Origin of the sequence: Nocardia sp. CS682 (assembly GCF_004634405.1) — a bacterium.
GTDB lineage: Bacteria > Actinomycetota > Actinomycetes > Mycobacteriales > Mycobacteriaceae > Nocardia > Nocardia ninae.
On record NZ_CP029710.1, the window covers coordinates 5924114 to 5942265 of the forward strand.

Annotated in this window: 18 protein-coding genes and 1 pseudogene; 10 read left to right on the plus strand and 9 right to left on the minus strand. The window is 67.4% G+C overall.

The genetic code is table 11. The annotated features are described in order from the left end of the window. Positions 1-93: 93 nt before the first annotated feature. Both DMB37_RS26580 and DMB37_RS26585 read right to left on the minus strand, forming a co-directional pair. A complete protein-coding gene (locus tag DMB37_RS26580) occupies positions 94-1899 on the minus strand; it encodes an acetyl/propionyl/methylcrotonyl-CoA carboxylase subunit alpha (protein ID WP_135234997.1) in 1806 nt (601 codons plus the stop codon). A gap of 159 nt (positions 1900-2058) precedes the next feature. Then, on the minus strand, positions 2059-3075 hold the full coding sequence (locus DMB37_RS26585; RefSeq protein WP_135234998.1) for a sulfurtransferase: 1017 nt from the start codon (positions 3073-3075) through the stop codon (positions 2059-2061). A 166-nt stretch (positions 3076-3241) separates the two neighbouring features. Here DMB37_RS26585 and DMB37_RS26590 point away from each other — a divergent pair, with 166 nt between their 5' ends. Then, complete coding sequence (locus DMB37_RS26590) at positions 3242-4102, plus strand: metalloregulator ArsR/SmtB family transcription factor (protein ID WP_107654372.1); 861 nt, start codon at positions 3242-3244, stop codon at positions 4100-4102. Here the strand turns inward: DMB37_RS26590 and DMB37_RS26595 are convergent. The 3 genes from DMB37_RS26595 to DMB37_RS26605 form a co-directional block, all read right to left on the minus strand. Continuing rightward, a complete protein-coding gene (locus tag DMB37_RS26595; protein ID WP_135234999.1) occupies positions 4028-4660 on the minus strand; it encodes a nucleoside triphosphate pyrophosphatase in 633 nt (210 codons plus the stop codon). The two genes, DMB37_RS26590 and DMB37_RS26595, sit on opposite strands and share 75 nt — an antisense overlap. Beyond that, complete coding sequence (locus tag DMB37_RS26600) at positions 4657-4995, minus strand: acyl-CoA carboxylase subunit epsilon (protein WP_135235000.1); 339 nt, start codon at positions 4993-4995, stop codon at positions 4657-4659. The genes DMB37_RS26595 and DMB37_RS26600 overlap by 4 nt, the downstream gene beginning before the upstream one ends. A 161-nt stretch (positions 4996-5156) precedes the next feature. Continuing rightward, on the minus strand, positions 5157-6797 hold the full coding sequence (locus tag DMB37_RS26605; RefSeq protein WP_135235001.1) for an acyl-CoA carboxylase subunit beta: 1641 nt from the start codon (positions 6795-6797) through the stop codon (positions 5157-5159). Positions 6798-7005: 208 nt separating this feature from the next. Here DMB37_RS26605 and DMB37_RS26610 point away from each other — a divergent pair, with 208 nt between their 5' ends. Together DMB37_RS26610 and DMB37_RS26615 are read left to right on the plus strand one after the other, a co-directional pair. After that, entirely contained in the window at positions 7006-7191 is a 186-nt protein-coding gene (locus DMB37_RS26610) for a hypothetical protein (RefSeq protein ID WP_135235002.1), read from the plus strand. A gap of 51 nt (positions 7192-7242) precedes the next feature. Further along, complete coding sequence (locus DMB37_RS26615) at positions 7243-8043, plus strand: biotin--[acetyl-CoA-carboxylase] ligase (RefSeq protein WP_135235003.1); 801 nt, start codon at positions 7243-7245, stop codon at positions 8041-8043. A 91-nt stretch (positions 8044-8134) separates the two neighbouring features. Here the strand turns inward: DMB37_RS26615 and DMB37_RS26620 are convergent, their stop codons facing one another. Then, positions 8135-9088, minus strand: a complete 954-nt coding sequence (locus DMB37_RS26620; RefSeq protein ID WP_135235004.1) for an acyl-ACP desaturase — start codon at positions 9086-9088, stop codon at positions 8135-8137. Positions 9089-9307: 219 nt separating this feature from the next. Here DMB37_RS26620 and DMB37_RS26625 point away from each other — a divergent pair, with 219 nt between their 5' ends. Genes DMB37_RS26625 through DMB37_RS26635 form a run of 3 tightly spaced genes read left to right on the plus strand, consistent with a single transcriptional unit; the run spans position 9308 to position 11849 of the window. Continuing rightward, entirely contained in the window at positions 9308-9853 is a 546-nt protein-coding gene (locus tag DMB37_RS26625) for a PH domain-containing protein (RefSeq protein ID WP_135235005.1), read from the plus strand. Between the two features lie 9 nt (positions 9854-9862). Beyond that, positions 9863-10540 carry a response regulator transcription factor gene (locus tag DMB37_RS26630; protein WP_135235006.1) on the plus strand — a complete coding sequence of 226 codons (678 nt, stop codon included), beginning with the start codon at positions 9863-9865 and terminating at the stop codon, positions 10538-10540. A 1-nt stretch (position 10541) separates the two neighbouring features. Continuing rightward, a complete protein-coding gene (locus tag DMB37_RS26635) occupies positions 10542-11849 on the plus strand; it encodes a HAMP domain-containing sensor histidine kinase (protein ID WP_135235007.1) in 1308 nt (435 codons plus the stop codon). Positions 11850-11873: 24 nt separating this feature from the next. Here the strand turns inward: DMB37_RS26635 and DMB37_RS26640 are convergent. Next, positions 11874-12398, minus strand: a pseudogene (locus tag DMB37_RS26640) (GtrA family protein); the annotation flags it as partial. Between the two features lie 109 nt (positions 12399-12507). On the opposite strand from DMB37_RS26640, the gene DMB37_RS26645 reads away from it, so the two are divergent. The 4 genes from DMB37_RS26645 to DMB37_RS26660 all read left to right on the plus strand — a co-directional run bounded on the left by DMB37_RS26645 (position 12508) and on the right by DMB37_RS26660 (position 16305). Next, positions 12508-13731, plus strand: coding sequence for a 5-(carboxyamino)imidazole ribonucleotide synthase (locus DMB37_RS26645; RefSeq protein ID WP_135235008.1), 1224 nt, complete (start codon positions 12508-12510; stop codon positions 13729-13731). Between the two features lie 48 nt (positions 13732-13779). Beyond that, on the plus strand, positions 13780-14280 hold the full coding sequence (purE, locus tag DMB37_RS26650; protein ID WP_135235009.1) for a 5-(carboxyamino)imidazole ribonucleotide mutase: 501 nt from the start codon (positions 13780-13782) through the stop codon (positions 14278-14280). A 55-nt stretch (positions 14281-14335) separates the two neighbouring features. Then, complete coding sequence (locus tag DMB37_RS26655) at positions 14336-15016, plus strand: TetR family transcriptional regulator (protein ID WP_135235010.1); 681 nt, start codon at positions 14336-14338, stop codon at positions 15014-15016. A 131-nt stretch (positions 15017-15147) separates the two neighbouring features. After that, entirely contained in the window at positions 15148-16305 is a 1158-nt protein-coding gene (locus tag DMB37_RS26660; protein ID WP_135235011.1) for an acyl-CoA dehydrogenase, read from the plus strand. A gap of 90 nt (positions 16306-16395) precedes the next feature. On the opposite strand, the gene DMB37_RS26665 is transcribed toward DMB37_RS26660, so the two are convergent. Both DMB37_RS26665 and DMB37_RS26670 read right to left on the minus strand, forming a co-directional pair. Next, entirely contained in the window at positions 16396-16680 is a 285-nt protein-coding gene (locus tag DMB37_RS26665; RefSeq protein WP_107654386.1) for a GNAT family N-acetyltransferase, read from the minus strand. 41 nt (positions 16681-16721) lie between these two features. Further along, positions 16722-18080 carry an FAD-binding oxidoreductase gene (locus DMB37_RS26670; protein ID WP_135235012.1) on the minus strand — a complete coding sequence of 453 codons (1359 nt, stop codon included), beginning with the start codon at positions 18078-18080 and terminating at the stop codon, positions 16722-16724. Between the last annotated feature and the right edge of the window lie 72 nt (positions 18081-18152).

Sequence of the window (18152 nt, forward strand, 5' to 3'; positions counted from 1 at the left end):
TGGTCCAGCGCCCGCCCGAAGCGGTATTCGCCCTGCGTTTACGCGAGCACTACCTGGTCGTATCGGTCCGACGCGGGCCGAACCGACTCGACCTCACTTGATTTCGGCGAGCACCGTGCCCTGGGTGATCGCGGCGCCCGCCTCGACGGACAGGCCGGTGACGACACCCGCCTTGTGCGCGTTGACCGGGTTCTCCATCTTCATGGCCTCGAGCACCACGATCAGGTCGCCCGCCTCGACGGACTGGCCCTCTTCGACGGCCACCTTCACGACGGTGCCCTGCATGGGCGCGGTGACGGCGTCACCGGAGGCGGCACCGCCGCCCGCGCCGCCCCGCTTGCGCGGCTTGGGCTTCTTGCGGATCACACCGGCGCCGTTGCCCGCGGCGGCGACGGCGCCACCGCCGAGGCTGAACTGGCCGGGCAGCGAGACCTCGACGCGACGGCCGCCGACCTCGACGACCACCTTCTGCCGGGGCAGATCCTCGTCGTCCTCATCGGCCGGTGCACCGCCGGTGAACGGCTCGACGGTGTTGGTCCACTCGTTCTCGATCCACTTGGTGTAGACGTCGAACTTGTTGCCGTCACCGATGAACGCGGGGTCCTCGACGATCGCCCGGTGGAACGGGATGACCGTGGCCAGCCCGTCGACCTCGAACTCGGCCAGCGCGCGCCGGGCCCGCTCGAGCGCCTGGGTGCGGTTCTCGCCGGTGACGATCAACTTGGCCAGCATCGAGTCGAACTGTCCGCCGATCACGCTGCCTTCCACCACGCCGGAGTCCACGCGCACACCGGGGCCGCTGGGCTCGCGGTACACCGAGACCGGACCGGGCGCGGGCAGGAAGCCGCGACCGGCGTCCTCACCGTTGATCCGGAATTCGAACGAGTGACCGCGCGGGGTCGGGTCTTCGGTGATGGTCAGTTCCTCGCCGTTGGCGATGCGGAACTGCTGGCGCACCAGGTCGATACCCGCGGTCTCCTCGGTGACCGGGTGCTCGACCTGCAGCCGGGTGTTCACCTCGAGGAACGACACCGTCTCGCCCTGCACCAGGTATTCGACCGTGCCCGCGCCGTAGTAACCGGCTTCCCGGCAGATCGCCTTCGCGGAGGCGTGGATCTTCGCGCGCACCTCGTCGGACAGGAACGGCGCGGGCGCCTCCTCGACGAGCTTCTGGAAACGGCGCTGCAGCGAGCAGTCGCGGGTACCGGCGACCACCACGTTGCCGTGCTTGTCGGCGATGACCTGTGCCTCGACGTGGCGGGCCTTGTCCAGGTACTGCTCGACGAAGCACTCGCCGCGACCGAATGCGGCGACCGCCTCGCGGGTGGCCGAGTCGAACAGCTCGGGGATCTCTTCGATGGTGTGCGCGACCTTCATGCCGCGGCCACCGCCGCCGAAGGCGGCCTTGATCGCGACCGGCACGCCGTATTCCTTGGCGAAGGCGACGACCTCGTCGGCGTTCTTCACCGGATCCTTGGTGCCCGCGGCCATCGGGGCCTTGGCGCGCTCGGCGATGTGCCGGGCGGTGACCTTGTCGCCGAGGTCGCGGATGGACTGCGGCGACGGGCCGATCCAGATCAGCCCGGCGTCGATGACGGCCTGGGCGAAGTCGGCGTTCTCGGAGAGGAATCCATAGCCGGGGTGGATGGCGTCGGCGCCGGAGCGCGACGCGGCATCGAGGATCTTGTCGAAGACAAGGTACGACTCGGCCGAGGTCTGGCCGCCGAGGGCGAACGCCTCGTCGGCGAGCTTCACGAAGGGGGCATCGGCATCCGGCTCCGCGTAAACCGCGACGCTGCCGAGGCCCGCGTCCTTGGCAGCCCGGATAACGCGCACGGCGATCTCGCCTCGGTTAGCTACGAGTACCTTCGTGATCCGTGCGCTGGCATGGCTGGGCACTGAGCCTCCTGTGTGCAATCTTTGGTCGCCCCGTGGTCGACGAAACTACGTCTCGGGCGAGTGTAGGCAGTCTGCCAACAGACGGCGCACTCGGCCAGTCCTACTGATCAGTAGGTCGTGGATCACACTCGGCCTGTTATGCGGAAAGGCGTGCGTGCGCTACCTGCCGCGGCCACGGCGTGCGGTACCGGCCGGTGCCGCACCGGGTTCAGTCCCCTTGGCGATCGGCATGCGCACCGAGTTGCCCCACTCGGCCCACGAGCCGTCGTAATTACGGACGGTGTCGAACCCGAGCAGATAGGTCAGCACGAACCAGGTGTGGCTGGAACGTTCGCCGACTCGGCTGTAGACGATCAGGTCGTCCGCGGCGCCCAGCGCGCCGTAGATCGCGTCCAGCTCGGCGCGAGAGCGGAATCGACCGTCGTTGTTGAACGCCTCGGTCCACGGAATGTTCGCGGCGGTGGGGATGTGCCCGCCACGCAACGCCGCGTCCTCGGGGTTGATCGGCCCGTGGGCCAGCATCGCGTAGCGATTCGATGGGGGGTGGTGGTCGGGTGACGGGTGGGCCAGCGTCGCGTAGCGATTGGATGGGGGGTGGTGGTCGGGCGACGGGTGGGCGAGCTCGCCGGAGTACTCCTCGGGCGAACGCACGTCGATCAGCGGCTTACCGAGATGGGCCAGGACGTCCTCGCGGAACGCCCGCACGGTGCTGTCGTCGCGGGTGACCGCCGGATAGTCGCTGGGGGTGAGGTGCGGAGTGTCGAAGGTGGTGTCGCGTTCCTCGGAAATCCAGGCGCCGCGACCGCCGTCCAGCAACCGCACATCCTGGTGTCCGAACAAAGTGAAAACCCACAATGTGTGCGCCGCCTGCGCGTTGCCCTGATCCCCGTAGATGACCACGGTATCGTCTCGCTCGATTCCCTTGGCGCGCATCAACTCGGTGAATCGGGCACCGTCGATGTAGTCACGCGTGACCGGATCGTTCAGATCGCCCCGCCAATCGATCTTGATCGCGCCGGGAACATGCCCGATGTCATAGAGCAATATGTCCTCGTTGGACTCGACGATCTTGAGTCCCGACGTGCCGATGTTTGCCGACAGCCACTCTGTGGTTACTAGTCGGTGAGGATGTGCGTAAGAACCGAATGAGGGATGTGGGTCCGGAGCAGCGGGCACGATGTGGGTCCTTCACGCGTGGTAGACGGTAGTTTCTGCGGTTCAGGTCTCACAGCGATGGTATGTGTGAGGCGTTAGTGACTCTCGTTTCAGATCACAAATCGGCTGAATGAGCGAATAAATCGCACCTGCATCCGATAAAGTCTCCCGGGAGGAGGGGTGAGCTATGTCCGATTCTTGGCCGCGGCGGCGACTGCTCGCGATCCTACGTGGCGCCAGCGAGCCTCTCGACGCCCAGGAACTGGCCAGAATCACCGGACAACACGTCACCACGGTTCGGTTTCATTTGGACGTGCTCACCCGGGAATCCCTGGTGCGGCAATTTCAGCAACCGCCCCGCGGTCGCGGACGTCCGCGCATCGGTTACAGCGCGGTGCAGCGATCGGTCGGTTACCAGGAACTCGCGCAGGTGCTCGCCGACCAACTCGGCCCCGATCCGCGCCGGCGGTCCGAGGCAGCCATCGCGGCAGGCCGGGCCTGGGGCGCGAAACTAGACGCCGGTGACCATCGGGTCGAGTCGCTGGAGGACGCCAAAGACGTCACCATGACGCTGCTTTCGGAGCTGGGCTTCGCGCCGGAACGCGATCCGAATGAGACCGCCGAGCAGGCGCTGATCCGGCTGACCGCCTGCCCACTGCGTGAACTCGCGCGCACCCACTCCGAGGTGGTGTGCGGTGTGCACCTCGGCCTGATCAAAGAGGTATTGGACCGCAACGGCGCGCGCGGCGATGTGAATGTGCGGCTGCACCCGTTCGTCGAGCCGGAACTGTGTGTGGTCCGGCTGGAGATGCTGGCGCGGCGCGAGCAGGACACGCGTCGGGAGACGGAACTGCGTCGCGACACCGAACTGCGCCGGGAAACGGAACTGCGGCGCGAGCCGGACAACCGCGAGGTCGCCACGGTGCCCGCGGTCGGGGACACCGGCGGGTCGGAGCCACTGATCGCGCCGCCGTCAGCGGGCCGGGTGGCCCCACAGTTGCGTAACGGCGACCCCAACGTCGCCAAGCAGTCGGCGCAGCAGTGGTAGCCCGATCCCGATCACGCTCGACGGATCGCCGTCGATGCGGTCGACGAACCAGCCGCCGAGCCCGTCGAGGGTGAACGCGCCCGCCACCTGCAGCGGTTCGCCGGTGGCGATGTAGGCGTCCAGCTCGTCAGGCTCCGGCTTGGCGAAATGCACTGTGGTGGAACTACAGTCGATCGCTTCGGCGGTGATGCGGCCGTCCTGGAGGCGAAGGACACAGTGCCCGGTCACCAGATCGGCGCTGCGCCCGGCCATTTCGCCCCAGCGGGCCCTGGCCACCTCGGCGGTGTGCGGCTTGCCCTGTAGCTCGCCGTCCACCAGCAGCATCGAATCACAGCCGACGACAACACAATCGGCGGCGAGTTCGGGGATCGTTGCGGCGACCGCCGCGGCTTTTGCTCTGGCCAGCTCGACGACGACAACGTCGGGTGCGGTGCCCTCGGGCAGCGCGGCCGCGATCGCGTCCTCGTCCACGTCGGACACCCGGACGATCGGGTCGATGCCCGCCGAGCGCAATACTTCCCGGCGGGCCGGGGAGGCGGAGGCGAGGACGAACTTCACCCGCGCAGGTGCGACAGCTGCGGGAAGGCGTAGGGGGAGAACGGGGACGTGCCCCGGTGCATGAAGGTGGGGCGGCCCCACATGTCCGGCGGGCCGGACGGACCGGTACCGCTGCCGTTCGTGGCCGCGGTCAGCACGCAGACCAGCGCCGCGATCTCCTCGTCGCTCGGGTTGCCCTTCACGACGGTGAAGAACGGCTTGGCCGCCTCGGCCGCGGACTCGGTCGCCGCTGCCCCGTCGACGTTGTGCGCCGCCGCGACCTCATCGTCGAGCGAGCCGACGGTCAGGTCCAGTTCGGCGGCGGTCAAAACATCTTCTTCTGCCACGGTCGTCACAGTGCCAGATCCTCTCTTTGCCTGATCAGGCGTGTTCCCTGATGCGAAACCAGCGGACGGGTGATGCGATCACCCTCGGATCCACTCATTGCGTCTCTGTAACCAGTGTGCGCGGCATACCGAGGGTATCGCTGTACCCCAACCGGGTGTTGCGGTCTGAATCACAGCGGAATGTTGCCGTGCTTCTTCGGGGGCAGAGTTACCATCTTGCGCTCGAGCAAGCGCAGCGCCGAGACGATCTGGCCGCGGGTGTGCGAGGGCGGGATGACCGCGTCCACGTAACCGCGCTCGGCGGCGACGTAGGGGTTCACCAAGGTGTCCTCGTACTCGTTCTGCAGCTGCAGCCGCAGCGCATCGACGTCTTCGCCGCCCGCCGCGGCCTCTTGCAGCTGCTTGCGGTAGACGAAACCGACGGCCCCGGAGGCACCCATCACGGCGATCTGCGCGGTCGGCCAGGCCAGGTTCACATCGGCACCCATGTGCTTGGAACCCATCACGTCGTAGGCGCCGCCGTAGGCCTTGCGGGTGATGACCGTGATCTTTCCCACAGTCGCCTCACCGTAGGCGTAGAGCAGCTTCGCGCCGCGCCGGATGATGCCGTTGTACTCCTGGCCGGTGCCGGGCAGGAAGCCGGGCACGTCGACCAGGGTGAGGATCGGAATGTTGAACGCGTCGCAGGTGCGCACGAACCGCGCGGCCTTCTCCGAGGCGTCGATGTCGAGGCAGCCGGCGAACTGGGTGGGCTGGTTGGCCACGATGCCGACGCTGCGGCCGTCGATCCGGCCGAAGCCGACGATGATGTTCATCGCGCGCTCGGCCTGCACCTCGAGGAACTCGTCGTCGTCGAGCAGGCGACGGATCACCTCGTGCATGTCGTAGGGCTGGTTCGGCGAGTCCGGGATGATCGAGTCCAGCTCGCGGTCCTCGTCGGTGAGCGAGTCCTCGATCGCGCCTTCGATCGGGTCGGTGGCCGGGAAGCGCGGCGCCTCGGCGCGATTGTTGCTCGGCAGGTAGGACAGCAGGTCCTTGACGTAGTCGAGCGCGTCCTGTTCACCGGAGGCGACGTAGTGCGCGACACCGGATTTCACCATGTGCGTGTGCGCGCCGCCGAGGTCCTCCATGGTGACGTCCTCGCCGGTGACCGTCTTGATGACGTCGGGGCCGGTGACGAACATCTGGCTGGTCCCGTCGACCATCACCACGAAGTCGGTGAGCGCGGGGGAGTACACGTGCCCGCCCGCGGCCGGACCCATGATCAGCGAGATCTGCGGGATCACGCCGGAGGCCTGGATGTTGCGGTGGAAGATCTCGCCGTAGAGGCCGAGCGAGACGACACCCTCCTGGATGCGCGCGCCCGCGCCCTCGTTGATGCCGACCAGTGGACGGCCGGTCTTGAGCGCCAGATCCATCACCTTGACGATCTTCTCGCCGTAGACCTCGCCGAGGCTGCCGCCGAACACGGTGACGTCCTGGCTGAAGATGCAGATGTCGCGGCCGTCGATGGTGCCGTAGCCGGTGACTACGCCGTCGCCGAGCGGCCGGTTCTTGTCCAAGCCGAAGTTCACGCTGCGGTGCCGCGCGAGTGCGTCGAGTTCGACGAACGAACCCTCGTCCAGCAGCGCCAGGATCCGCTCGCGGGCAGTCATCTTGCCCTTGGCGTGCACCTTGTCGACCGCAGCCTCACCCATCGGGTGCTGCGCCTCTTCCAGCCGATTCCGCAGGTCAGCCAGCTTCCCGGCGGTGGTGTGGATGTCGGGGGCGCCCGCCGGATCTTGCGCGGACTGCTGCTGGACACTCGTCATGGCTCCGGAGTGTAACCAGTAGCAGTGCTTCCCACTAACCCAGTAGGGGCTACCGGTGGGTAAAAAAGCGCAGCTAGATCGCCATGTGGTAGCGCGATTCCAGGTGTTTTGGCGCGTTTGCGCCGGTAGAAAATCGGTATCGACCGCCATGGGTGTCCAGTTAGCCTGGAGGAGTCCAGTTTTCGTGCTCAGGGGGAGGAGCCCAGATATGTGGGAATGGAGCAAGACCGTCGCGGAATACGCGGCCGCGGCGTCATGGACGAGCTGGCACGAGTTCGAGACCGAGCCGACGATAGTCGACCCGGATTTCCGGACCGAGACGGCGGCAAGTGACGCAGAGGGCGTCGACGGTGCGGCCCGCGCACCGAGTATCGACTACATGCTCGTCGGTTAGTCGCATACGACCTCGTCGGGCGGACTACCCCGCACCAAGTAGCCTGCCCGTGTGACCAGGTCCCCTTTGGCTGCAGAGCAGTTGCGACGCAGTCTCATCGAATCGCCCGAGCTGTCGTTCTTCCGCCACATCGAGGTGGTGGAGTCGACCGGGTCCACCAACGCGGACCTGATCGCGCGAGCAGGCGAACCGGACGCCGATCGCGCGGTACTCCTTGCAGAGGCGCAGGAGCAAGGGCGTGGCAGGCACGCACGCACGTGGGTCAGCCCGCCGCGGGCCCAGATCTCGATGTCGCTGCTGGTGCGGCTGCCCGGGATCGAGCCCGCAGTGCTCGGCTGGCTGCCGTTGCTCACCGGCGTTGCCGTGGTGGACGCACTGCGCGCGACGGCCGGTGTCGCCGCGAACCTCAAGTGGCCCAACGATGTGCTGATCGATGGCCGCAAAGTGGCGGGCATCCTGGCTGAGGTCGCGTCAGGCAACGAGGTACCGGCGGTGGTCGTCGGCGTGGGGCTGAATGTCAGCCTCACCGAGGCCGAACTGCCGGTGCCGCATGCCATTTCGCTCACCGTGGCCGGAGCCGAGGTGACCGACCGGACGCTGATCGTGCAGTCGATGCTGACCGAATTCGCCCGCCGCTTCACCGCGTGGCGCGACGCCGGTTGGCAGACGGCCGACCTCGCCGCCGCCTACCGCGAGCGGTGCGCGACGCTGGGTGCTGAGGTGCGCGCCGAACTTCCCGGTGGCCAGACATTGACCGGCATCGCCACCGACATCGACGACGCGGGCCGGCTGTTGATCGGCGACAAGCCGGTCTCCGCGGGCGACGTCACCCACTTGCGCGCCGGGTACTGACGTATCGAAAACCGAACAGCCGCACAAGTTCTGACTTCCCGTCTGCGCGTCGCAGCGCGAAAAGCCGGAAGCTATGCGGCTGTTCGAGTTCTCAGGCAGGCTGCAACGCGGCCTTCGCCGCTTCCCTGGCGAACATGCGGTCGCGCTGCTCCTCGAACTTCAGCACGTCCTGTTCCAGCTTCTCGATGAACACCCCGAGTTCCTCGCGCGCCTGCTCGCCGCGCGGCCCGAAGTCGTTGCGTTCGAAGATGTTCCAGTGCTTGAGCACCGGCGCCACCACGTCCTCGAGGTGCTGGCGCAGGTCGTAGATGCCGTGCTTGGCCATCAGCACGCCGTTGCGGCGGAAGTTGGGCATCCCCGCGCCGGGCATGATGAAGTGGGTCAGGATCTTCGTGATCGCCATCATCGCCTGATCGGGTGCCAGGTCGATGCCCGCTCCGCACATGTTGCGGTAGAAGATCATGTGCAGGTTCTCGTCGGCGGCGATGCGCTGCAGCATGCGGTCGGCGATCGGGTCGTCACAGACCTTGCCGGTGTTGCGGTGGCTGACCCGGGTGGCCAGCTCCTGGAACGTCACGTAGGTAACGCTTTCCAGGAATCCGCCCCAGTTGTCCGGCGCGGAAACGCCATTGGTCATGTGGATCATCCTGGCCTGCTCCAGGGCCACCGGATCGACGCCGCGGGTGACGACGAGGTAGTCGCGGATGGCGATGCCGTGCCGGTTCTCCTCCGCGGTCCAGCGGCCCACCCAGGTGCCCCACGCGCCGTCCTGAGAGAAGTTCTCGGCGATCTCGCGGTGATAGGAGGGCAGGTTGTCCTCGGTGAGCAGGTTGGTGATCATCGCGACCTTGGCGACCTCGCTCAGCTTCGACTGCTCCGGTGCCCAGTCCTGCCCACCCAGCGCGGCGAAGTTACGACCCTCGTCCCACGGGATGTAGTCGTGCGGGTGCCACTCCCGCGCCAGCGAAAGGTGCCGATTGAGATTCTGTTCGGCCACCGGCTGGAGTTCGGTCAGGATCTCCAGCTGAGTCAGGTCCTTGGTCACACATGCCTCCGAGGTCGTTGTTCGTCGACGTTGTTCGAGCAGAGCTGGTTACGGACAGAGCTACGAGCCAGATCGAGCGGAGAACTCCACAACTGAGAGCGTTGACGCGAGCGAACGCTCGCGGCCGCGCGGGTGCGACACACGCAGGCAGACGATTGTGCAGCACGACGCGGTTCGGTGTCAGGCATTTCGGCATCTTCACGCGGTAGTGTTCCGGCCATGGGGTATCCGGAGGACGTACTCGCGCCGGAAGAGCAGCTGATCCTGCATCGTCATCCGCACTGGAAGATGCTGTTCTGGCCGATCGTGACCTTGATCGTCGCCACCGCGCTCGCCGGTTTCGCAGGGGGAATCGCCTCGCGTAAAGCCGAGGGGACCGCACGGACGGCGCTGCTGATCGCGGTGCTCGTCATCTGGCTGATCATCGTCGTATGGCGTTGTGTCGTACCGGTTCTCAGTTGGAAGACGACGCATTTCATCATCACCGAACGGCGGGTGCTGGTGCGCCAGGGCGTGCTCACGCACACCGGCATCGACATTCCGATGAGCCGCATCTCGAGCGTGCAGTTCCGGCACGGGCTGTTCGACCGGATGCTCGGTACCGGCACGCTGATCATCGAGTCGTCCTCCTCCGAACCGCTCGAGTTCGACGACATCCCGGCGGTGCAGAAGGTGCACGCGCTGCTGTACCACCAGGTCTTCGATGTCGAACAGAGCGACAACGGGCGCGGCGCGCGCTGGGACGAGCGCGGCGACTACCGTTAACCTGGTCAAATGACGGCCGTACTGCTAGCAGAAGACGACGAGGCGATCGCCGCGCCGTTGTCGCGCGCACTGGGGCGCGAGGGGTACTCGGTCACCGTCGAGCGCTTCGGTCCCGCCGTGCTGGAGCGGGCCCTGGAGGGCCATCACGATCTGCTCATCCTCGACCTCGGCCTGCCCGGCATGGACGGGCTCGAGGTCTGCCGCCAGGTGCGGGCCCGCGGCGCCGACCTGGCGGTGCTGATGCTCACCGCGCGCACCGATGAGGTCGATTTCGTGGTCGGGTTGGACGCGGGCGCCGACGATTACGTCGGCAAGCCGTTCCGGCTCGCCGAGCTGCTGGCCCGGGTGCGGGCGTTGTTGCGGCGCAGCGGCATCGGCGACGACACGGTGGAGGTCGGCGGCATCCGGTTGGAGCCCGCCGCGCGCCGGGTGCTGGTGAACGGCATCGAGATCGGCCTGGCGAATAAGGAATACGAGTTGCTGAAGGTGCTGATCGACCGGGCGGGCCAGGTGGTGCCGCGCGAGACGATCCTGCGCGAGGTCTGGGGCGACGCCGAGCTGCGCGGCTCCAAGACGCTGGATATGCACATGTCCTGGCTGCGCCGCAAGATCGGCGACGAGGGGCCGATGGCCGAGCGGCGCATCGTCACGGTGCGCGGTGTCGGGTTCCGGCTGAATACCGACTGACGTGCGGCGCAGAATCCTGCGGTCCATGCTCACCGTGCTGACGCTCACCACGGTGGTGCTCGGGGTGCCGCTGATCTACACGGCCTGGCTGTGGGTGGAGGACATCACCCGCGACGACCTGCAGGGCAAACTGGAGCGGATCGCCGCGGCGATCATCGTCCAGGAACACGGCGACGGCATGGTGCTCGGCGAGCTCGACACCCGCGCGGTAGAGCCGCTGCTACCGCAGGACGGCAAACTCACCATCATCTATCCGGCGCCGACCGACAATGCCTCGCGCGCGGACATCGGCGTGGACCAGGTGACCGACCCCCTGGTCGAGTCCCTGTCCATGGGCACCAAGGGCTCGCTGCGCCTGGAGGTGCCCTCGGCGCCGATGCACGCACGGCAGCGCCAGGCCGTCGGCGTGGTGGCGCTGGCGGTGCTGGCCTCGCTCGGCGCCGCGGTCTCGGTCGCGGTGATCACCGCGCGCCGGGTCGCCGATCCGCTGCGCGATGTGGCGGCCAGGGCCGCCCGGCTGGCGATGGGCGATTTCCGGCCGGATCCGCGCAGGCACGGCATCTCCGAACTCGACCGGGTCTCCGACGTGCTCGACTCGGCCACCGTCGAGATCGCCGGGCGGTTGCAGCGCGAGCATGCCCTGGTGGCCGACGTCTCGCATCAGTTGCGCAGCCGGCTCACCGCGGTGCGGTTGCGGCTGGACGAGCTGTCGACCCACGCCGATCCCGAGGTGGTGCACGAGGCGGAGGAGGCGATGGCGCAGGTCGACCGGCTCACCGAGGCGATCGACGATCTGGTCCGGGCCTCCCGCGACGAGGACGCCGCCGATCTGGACCCGGTGCCGGTGATGGCGGAGCTGCGCGGCGTCGTCGCCGAGTGGACGCATCCGTTCGCCGAGAAGGGCCGGGCGTTGACCCTCACCGGGGACGAGTCGTTGCTGGCGCCGATCACCGGTTCGCGACTGCGCGAGGCGGTCGCGGTGCTGGTGGACAATGCGTTGATGCACGGCGGCGGGACCTGCACGGTGTCGGTGCGCACGGTCCGGCCCGGCGTCGATCGCGAGCCGCTGGTGTGTGTGGAGGTCGCTGACGAGGGAGACGGGGTGCGAGACGAGCTGGCGCCGCACATTTTCGACCGGGGCTTCTCCGCGGGTGGTTCGACCGGCGTGGGGCTGGCACTGGCGCGGGCGCTGGTGGAGGCCGACGGCGGGCGGCTCGAGTTGCAGCGGCGCAGGCCCGCGTTGTTCGCGGTGTTCCTCGGTTCGTCGGCGTATCGGACGCAGAACGCGGTGGTTACCGAGCCGCGCTGAGCGGACCGCTCAGTTGCGGCCGAATTCCTCTTCGACCAGGTCTTCGAATTCGGCGGCGATCTCGTTCATCTCGTCGGGGAATACCCAGCGGCGCATCGCCCAGAATCGGAATGCCATCTGCAGCAGGTTGCCGATGATGAACGCGCTGATGAAGTCCGCGATGTTCTCGACGGTGAAGCTGACATCGGGCTGGCGCAGATCGAAGACGTAACTCGAGATCCACAGCGGAATGAACGCGAGAACCACGCCGACGCCGCTGACTCCGAAGAACAGCAAGGCCTCGTGATGCCGTTCGCGACCGCCCCGGTTCCGGAACGACCATTCGCGATTCAGGATATAGGACGCGATAACCGCGATGACACCGGAGATTATCTTCGCGGTGACCGGCTTCTCGGAAAGCACGGTCCATTTCAGGGCATAGAAGATGCCGCTATCGATCACAAAGGTTGTCGCACCGACGATGGCGAACTTGATCAGTTCCCGATGCCGGAGCGCGATCCTTGCGACAGGCCTGGGAAGGACGCTCACCACGTCGTCGACGAATGACACGGGGCCGAGTGTACCGCTAGCCGGTGGTCCCGCTTCGGGTCGTCCAACCGCTGGGGACTACCGCCGGACACCGTTGCGCGGCTCCCGCGCGAGGGCATTTCCGCCGGTTATGACAATATTGTCCGACGTGAGTACCGGCCGGTCCTTTGATCCCTCTGCTATGCCCACCGTCACAATGATCGGCGGTGGCCAGTTGGCGCGCATGACGCATCAGGCGGCCATCGCGCTCGGCCAGCGGCTACGGGTGCTCGCCGAACATCCGGACGACCCGGCCGCCCAGGTCAGCCCCGAGATCGTGTTCGGCAGTCACACCGATCTGGCCGCGCTGCGCAAGGCGGCAGTCGGGTCGCACGCGCTGACCTTCGACCACGAGGGCGTGCCGACCGAGCATCTCGAGGCACTGGTCGCCGAGGGCGTGAACGTGCAGCCGCCGCCGCGGGCCCTGGTCTTCGCGCAGGACAAGCTGGCCATGCGGGTCAAGCTGTCCGAGCTCGGTCTGCCGGTGCCCGCGTTCGCGCCGGTGACGACCGTCGAGGAGGCGGTGCGGTTCGGCGAGGAGCAGGGCTGGCGGATCGTGCTCAAGGCGGTCCGCGGCGGGTACGACGGTCGCGGCGTGTGGATGCCGGAGTCGGCCGACGAGGCCGCGGCGATCGTGGCCGAGCAGCTCGCGCACGGTGTGCAACTGCTCGCCGAGGCGAAAGTGGATCTCAAGCGCGAACTCTCGGCGATGGTGGCCCGCTCGCCGTTCGGGCAGGCCGCGACCTGGCCGGTGGTGCAGACCGTGCAGCGCAACGGTCAGTGCGCCGTGGTGATCGCGCCTGCGCCCGACCTCGACGACGACCTGGCCGCCGCCGCGGAGACGCTGGCGCTGAACCTGGCCAGGGAGCTCGGCGTCGTCGGCGCGATGGCGGTGGAGCTGTTCGAGACCCACGACGGCAAGCTGCTGGTGAACGAGCTGGCGATGCGGCCGCACAACTCCGGGCACTGGGGCATGGACGGCGCCCGCACCGGTCAGTTCGAGCAGCACCTGCGCGCGGTTCTGGATTACCCGCTCGGCGACACCAGCCCGCTGGCCCCCGTCACGGTGATGGCCAATATCCTCGGCGCGGCCGAGGCGCCGGCCATGTCGATGGACGAGCGCCTGCACCATCTGTTCGCGCGGCTGCCCGACGCCAAGGTGCACATGTACGGCAAGGGCGAACGCCCCGACCGCAAGATCGGGCACGTCAACATCCTCGGTGACGACGTCGCCGCGGTGCGGGAAAAGGCTGAGCGCGCGGCACATTGGATGTCGCACGCGGTATGGACCGACGGATGGGATCCGCACGAGTGAGCATGACGCGCGAATCGATCCGGCAGACAAGCGAAGTGAGGCGCACGCATGAGTAACCCGCAGGTCGGCCTGATCATGGGCAGCGATTCGGACTGGCCGACCATGGAAGCCGCCGCGGAAGCGTTGGCGGAGTTCGGCATTCGCTTCGAGGTCGGCGTCGTCTCGGCGCACCGCACGCCGCAGCGCATGCTCGACTACGCCCGCGAAGCCGCCGACCGCGGTCTGCAGGTCATCATCGCGGGCGCGGGTGGCGCCGCCCATCTGCCCGGCATGGTCGCCTCCGCCACCCCGCTGCCCGTCATCGGCGTCCCCGTCCCCCTCAAGTACCTCGACGGCATGGACTCCCTGCTCTCCATCGTCCAGATGCCCGCAGGTGTCCCGGTGGCCACCGTCTCCATCGGCGGTGCCCGCAACGCAGGCCTGCTCGCGGTCCGCATCCTCGCCGCCCACGACCCGGACCTGCGCGCCCGCATGGTGCAGTTCCAAGCAGGGCTGGAAAAGATGGTCCTCGAAAAAGACCAGGCGCTGCGCACCAAACTCCTGGGCTGACCCGGAAACGCCTCGGGTACGTCGTCCCGCGTGCGCGGCTCGCTACGGTGAGCGGGTGACTACTGGTGACATCCGCCCGCGCAGCGGGGACGACAACACGCGGTTCCGGTTGACCGTGGTTGATCAGGCGTTGCGGTTGTTCGCGGAGCAGGGGTACGAGGCGACGACGGTCGAGGAGATCGCGGAGGCGGCGGGGATTTCCCGGCGGACGTTCTTCCGGCAGTTCCGCTCGAAAGAGGACGTGATCTTCGCCGATCACGAGTCGCAGTTGGCGCAGGCGGCGCAGTTTCTCGCCGCGAACGGGGGCGACCCGTGGGAGACCGTGTGCGAGGCGGTGGTGCAGGTCTTCGAGCGGTTCACCCAGTGGCGGGAGATCGCGGCGCGGCGGTATCAGGTGGTGCGGCGGGTGCCCGCGCTGCGCGAACGCGAGATCGTGACCGTGTTCCGGTACGAACGGTTGTTCACCGACTACCTGCGCGACCGGCTGCCCGAGGAGCCCGATCTGGCCCGGGTGCAGTACACCGCCGCGGTGACCGCCACGCACAACTATCTGCTGCGGCGCATGGTGCGCGGCGAGTCGGACGCGGGCGCGGCGGATCTGCGCGTCGAACTGGCCGCGATTCCCCGCGGCGCGCGGCGACCCGCCGCCGATGAGCTGGTGGTCGCGGTGTTTCCCCGCGATACCCCACCCCGGCAGGTCGCCGATCTCGTCGCCCGCAAACTCGGTAGTCTCTGATCTAGGTCAGTGCGACCAATCTGACACTGAGTGCCAGGAAGTATCCGCACGTTGCGGCCGTTCCTGGGCGTATACTCCAGAATGGTGTGGCACTGAGTGCCGACGTGTACCGACGACCAGGAGTGAGCCCCATGGCGGGAAACCCCGATTTCGATCTGTTCAAGCTCGAGGACTTCCACGACGAACTGCGTGCGGCCATCCGCGGGCTGGCGGAGAAGGAGATCGCTCCGCACGCCAAGGACGTCGACGGTAACTCCCGCTTCCCCGAGGAGGCACTGACCGCGCTCAACGCGGCGGGCTTCAACGCGGTGCACGTGCCGGAGGCCTACGGCGGCCAGGGCGCCGACTCGGTGGCCACCTGCATCGTGATCGAAGAGGTCGCCCGCGTCTGCGGCTCCTCCTCGCTCATCCCCGCCGTGAACAAGCTCGGCACCATGGGCCTGATCCTCAACGGCTCCGAAGAACTCAAGCAAAAGGTGTTGCCGGACATCGTCAACGGCGAGATGGCCTCCTACGCGCTGTCCGAGCGCGAGGCCGGTTCCGACGCGGCGGGCATGCGCACCCGCGCAAAGCAAGAGGGCGACGACTGGATCCTCAACGGCTCCAAGTGCTGGATCACCAACGGCGGCAAGTCTTCCTGGTACACCGTCATGGCGGTGACCGATGCGGACAAGGGCGCCAACGGTATTTCGGCGTTCCTCGTACACAAGGACGACGAGGGTTTCGTGGTCGGCCCGCTCGAGCACAAGCTCGGCATCAAGGGATCGCCCACGGCGGAACTGTATTTCGAGAACTGCCGGGTGCCGGGTGACCGCATCGTCGGCGAGCCGGGCACCGGTTTCAAGACCGCGCTGCAGACCCTGGACCACACCCGCCCGACCATCGGCGCGCAGGCCGTCGGCCTGGCGCAGGGTGCGCTGGACGCGGCCATCGCCTACACCAAGGACCGTAAGCAGTTCGGCAAGGCGATCGCCGACTTCCAGAACACCCAGTTCATGCTCGCCGACATGGCGATGAAGATCGAGGCCGCCCGCCTCATGGTCTACACCTCGGCGGCGCGCGCCGAGCGCGGCGAGAAGAACCTCGGGTTCATCTCCGCGGCTGCCAAGTGTTTCGCCTCCGATGTCGCAATGGAGGTGACCACCAACGCCGTTCAGCTGTTCGGCGGCGCCGGCTACACCACCGATTTCCCGGTGGAGCGCATGATGCGCGATGCGAAGATTACCCAGATCTACGAGGGCACCAACCAGATTCAGCGTCTCGTGATGTCGCGCGCGCTGCTGCGCTGAGCGGTTCGACAACAGGGAAGGCGGTGCCGAGATACGTTCTCGGCACCGCCTTTTCGCCGCCGAAAGAGCGGCGGGGAAGGCGATCTACTGCTAGCCGACCAGGTCGGCGTACTCCCGGTGCTCCTCGATGTACTTCTCGACGTACCAGCAGGTCGGAATCACGGAATAACCGTTGTCGCGCGAATCTTTCAGCGCGTATTCGACCACCTGGGCGGCGACGCCACGGCCGCGGAATTCGGGGAAGGTCATGGTGTGGTGGAAATCGCGGACCTTCGGGTCGTCACGCTGCGCGTAGTCGGCGTAGCCGGCCAGGGTGTCGTCGAGATAGATCTCGAAACGAGTGTCGGCGACATTGTGCTCGAGCCTGGTGGTCATGATCTTGTCGAACTCCTTCGCGGCCGGAAATGTTCCATGGACTAGAGAATTGCGCCTGGATTGAGAATGCCGTGCGGGTCGAGCGCGTCCTTGATGCGGTGGGTCAGGGCCATCACGTCCGCGCCGAGCTGATCGGGCAGCCACGCCTTTTTCAGCCGCCCGACGCCGTGCTCGCCGGTAATGGTGCCGCCGAGCGCGATGGCCAGGTCCATGATCTCGCCGAACGCGCGATGCGCGCGCTCGGTCATGGCGGCGTCGGCCGGATCGTGCACGATCAGCGGGTGGGTGTTGCCGTCCCCGGCATGCGCGATCACCGACACCATCACGTCGTTGCGCGCGGCGATCTCGGCGACACCGGTCACCAGATCGCCGAGCCGGGGGAGCGGCACTCCGACATCCTCGAGTAGCAGTGTGCCCAGCTTCTCCACCGCTGGGATGGCGAAACGCCGTGCCGCGGTGAAGGCTTCGCCTTCCTCGGGATCTTCGGTGTGGAAAACCTCGGCCGCACCGGCTTTCTCGCACGCGGCGACCATGATCTCGGCCTCCCGCTTCGCGAACTCGCCCGGCGCGTCCGAGCGGGCGACCAGCAGGCCCGCGGCGCTGCGATCCAACCCCATCCGCAGTTCGTCCTCGACCGCGTTGATCGAGACCGAATCCATGAATTCCAGCATGGCGGGCCGTAATTCGGCGGTGATCGCGAGGATCGCGTCGATGGCGGCCGTCAAGGTCGCGAAGGTCGCGACCACGGTGGTCTGCGGTGGCTGCGCGGGCAGCAGCCGCAGTGTCAGTTCGGTGATGACGCCGAGGGTGCCCTCGCTGCCGACGAACAGCTTGGTCAGCGACAGCCCGGCCGAATCCTTCAGCCGCGGTCCGCCGAGCCGCACCACGGTGCCGTCGGCGAGCACCACCTCCATGCCGAGCACGTAATCGGTTGTCACCCCGTACTTCACGCAGCACAGCCCGCCCGCGTTGGTCGCGGCGTTGCCGCCGATCGAGCAGATCTCGAACGACGAGGGGTCGGGTGGATACCAGAGCCCGTGCTCGGCGACCGCGCGCTTCACCTCGGCGTTCAACAGTCCGGGCTGCACCACCACGGTCCGGGTGACCGGGTCGACGGTGATCGTGCGCATCCGCTCGGTACTCAGCACGAGGCCGCCGTCGACTGCCGTGGCACCGCCGGACAGGCCAGAGCCCGCGCCGCGCGGGACCACCGGCACCTTGCGCGCATGCGCCCAGCGCAGTGTCGCGGCGACATCGTCGGTGCTGGTGGCGCGCACCACGGCGAGCGGCGTGCCCGCGTCGGGATCGCGAGCCCAGTCCTGCCGGTAACTGCCGAGCAGGTCGGGATCGGTGACTACCGCACCGTCGGAAAGCGCGTCGATCAGGTCATGCAGGTCCACAGCACCACGCTAGCGGGCGCGGGAGGCAGAGCCGAGCACCTGGCGGGTTTGCCGTTTGATCATCTGACGGAC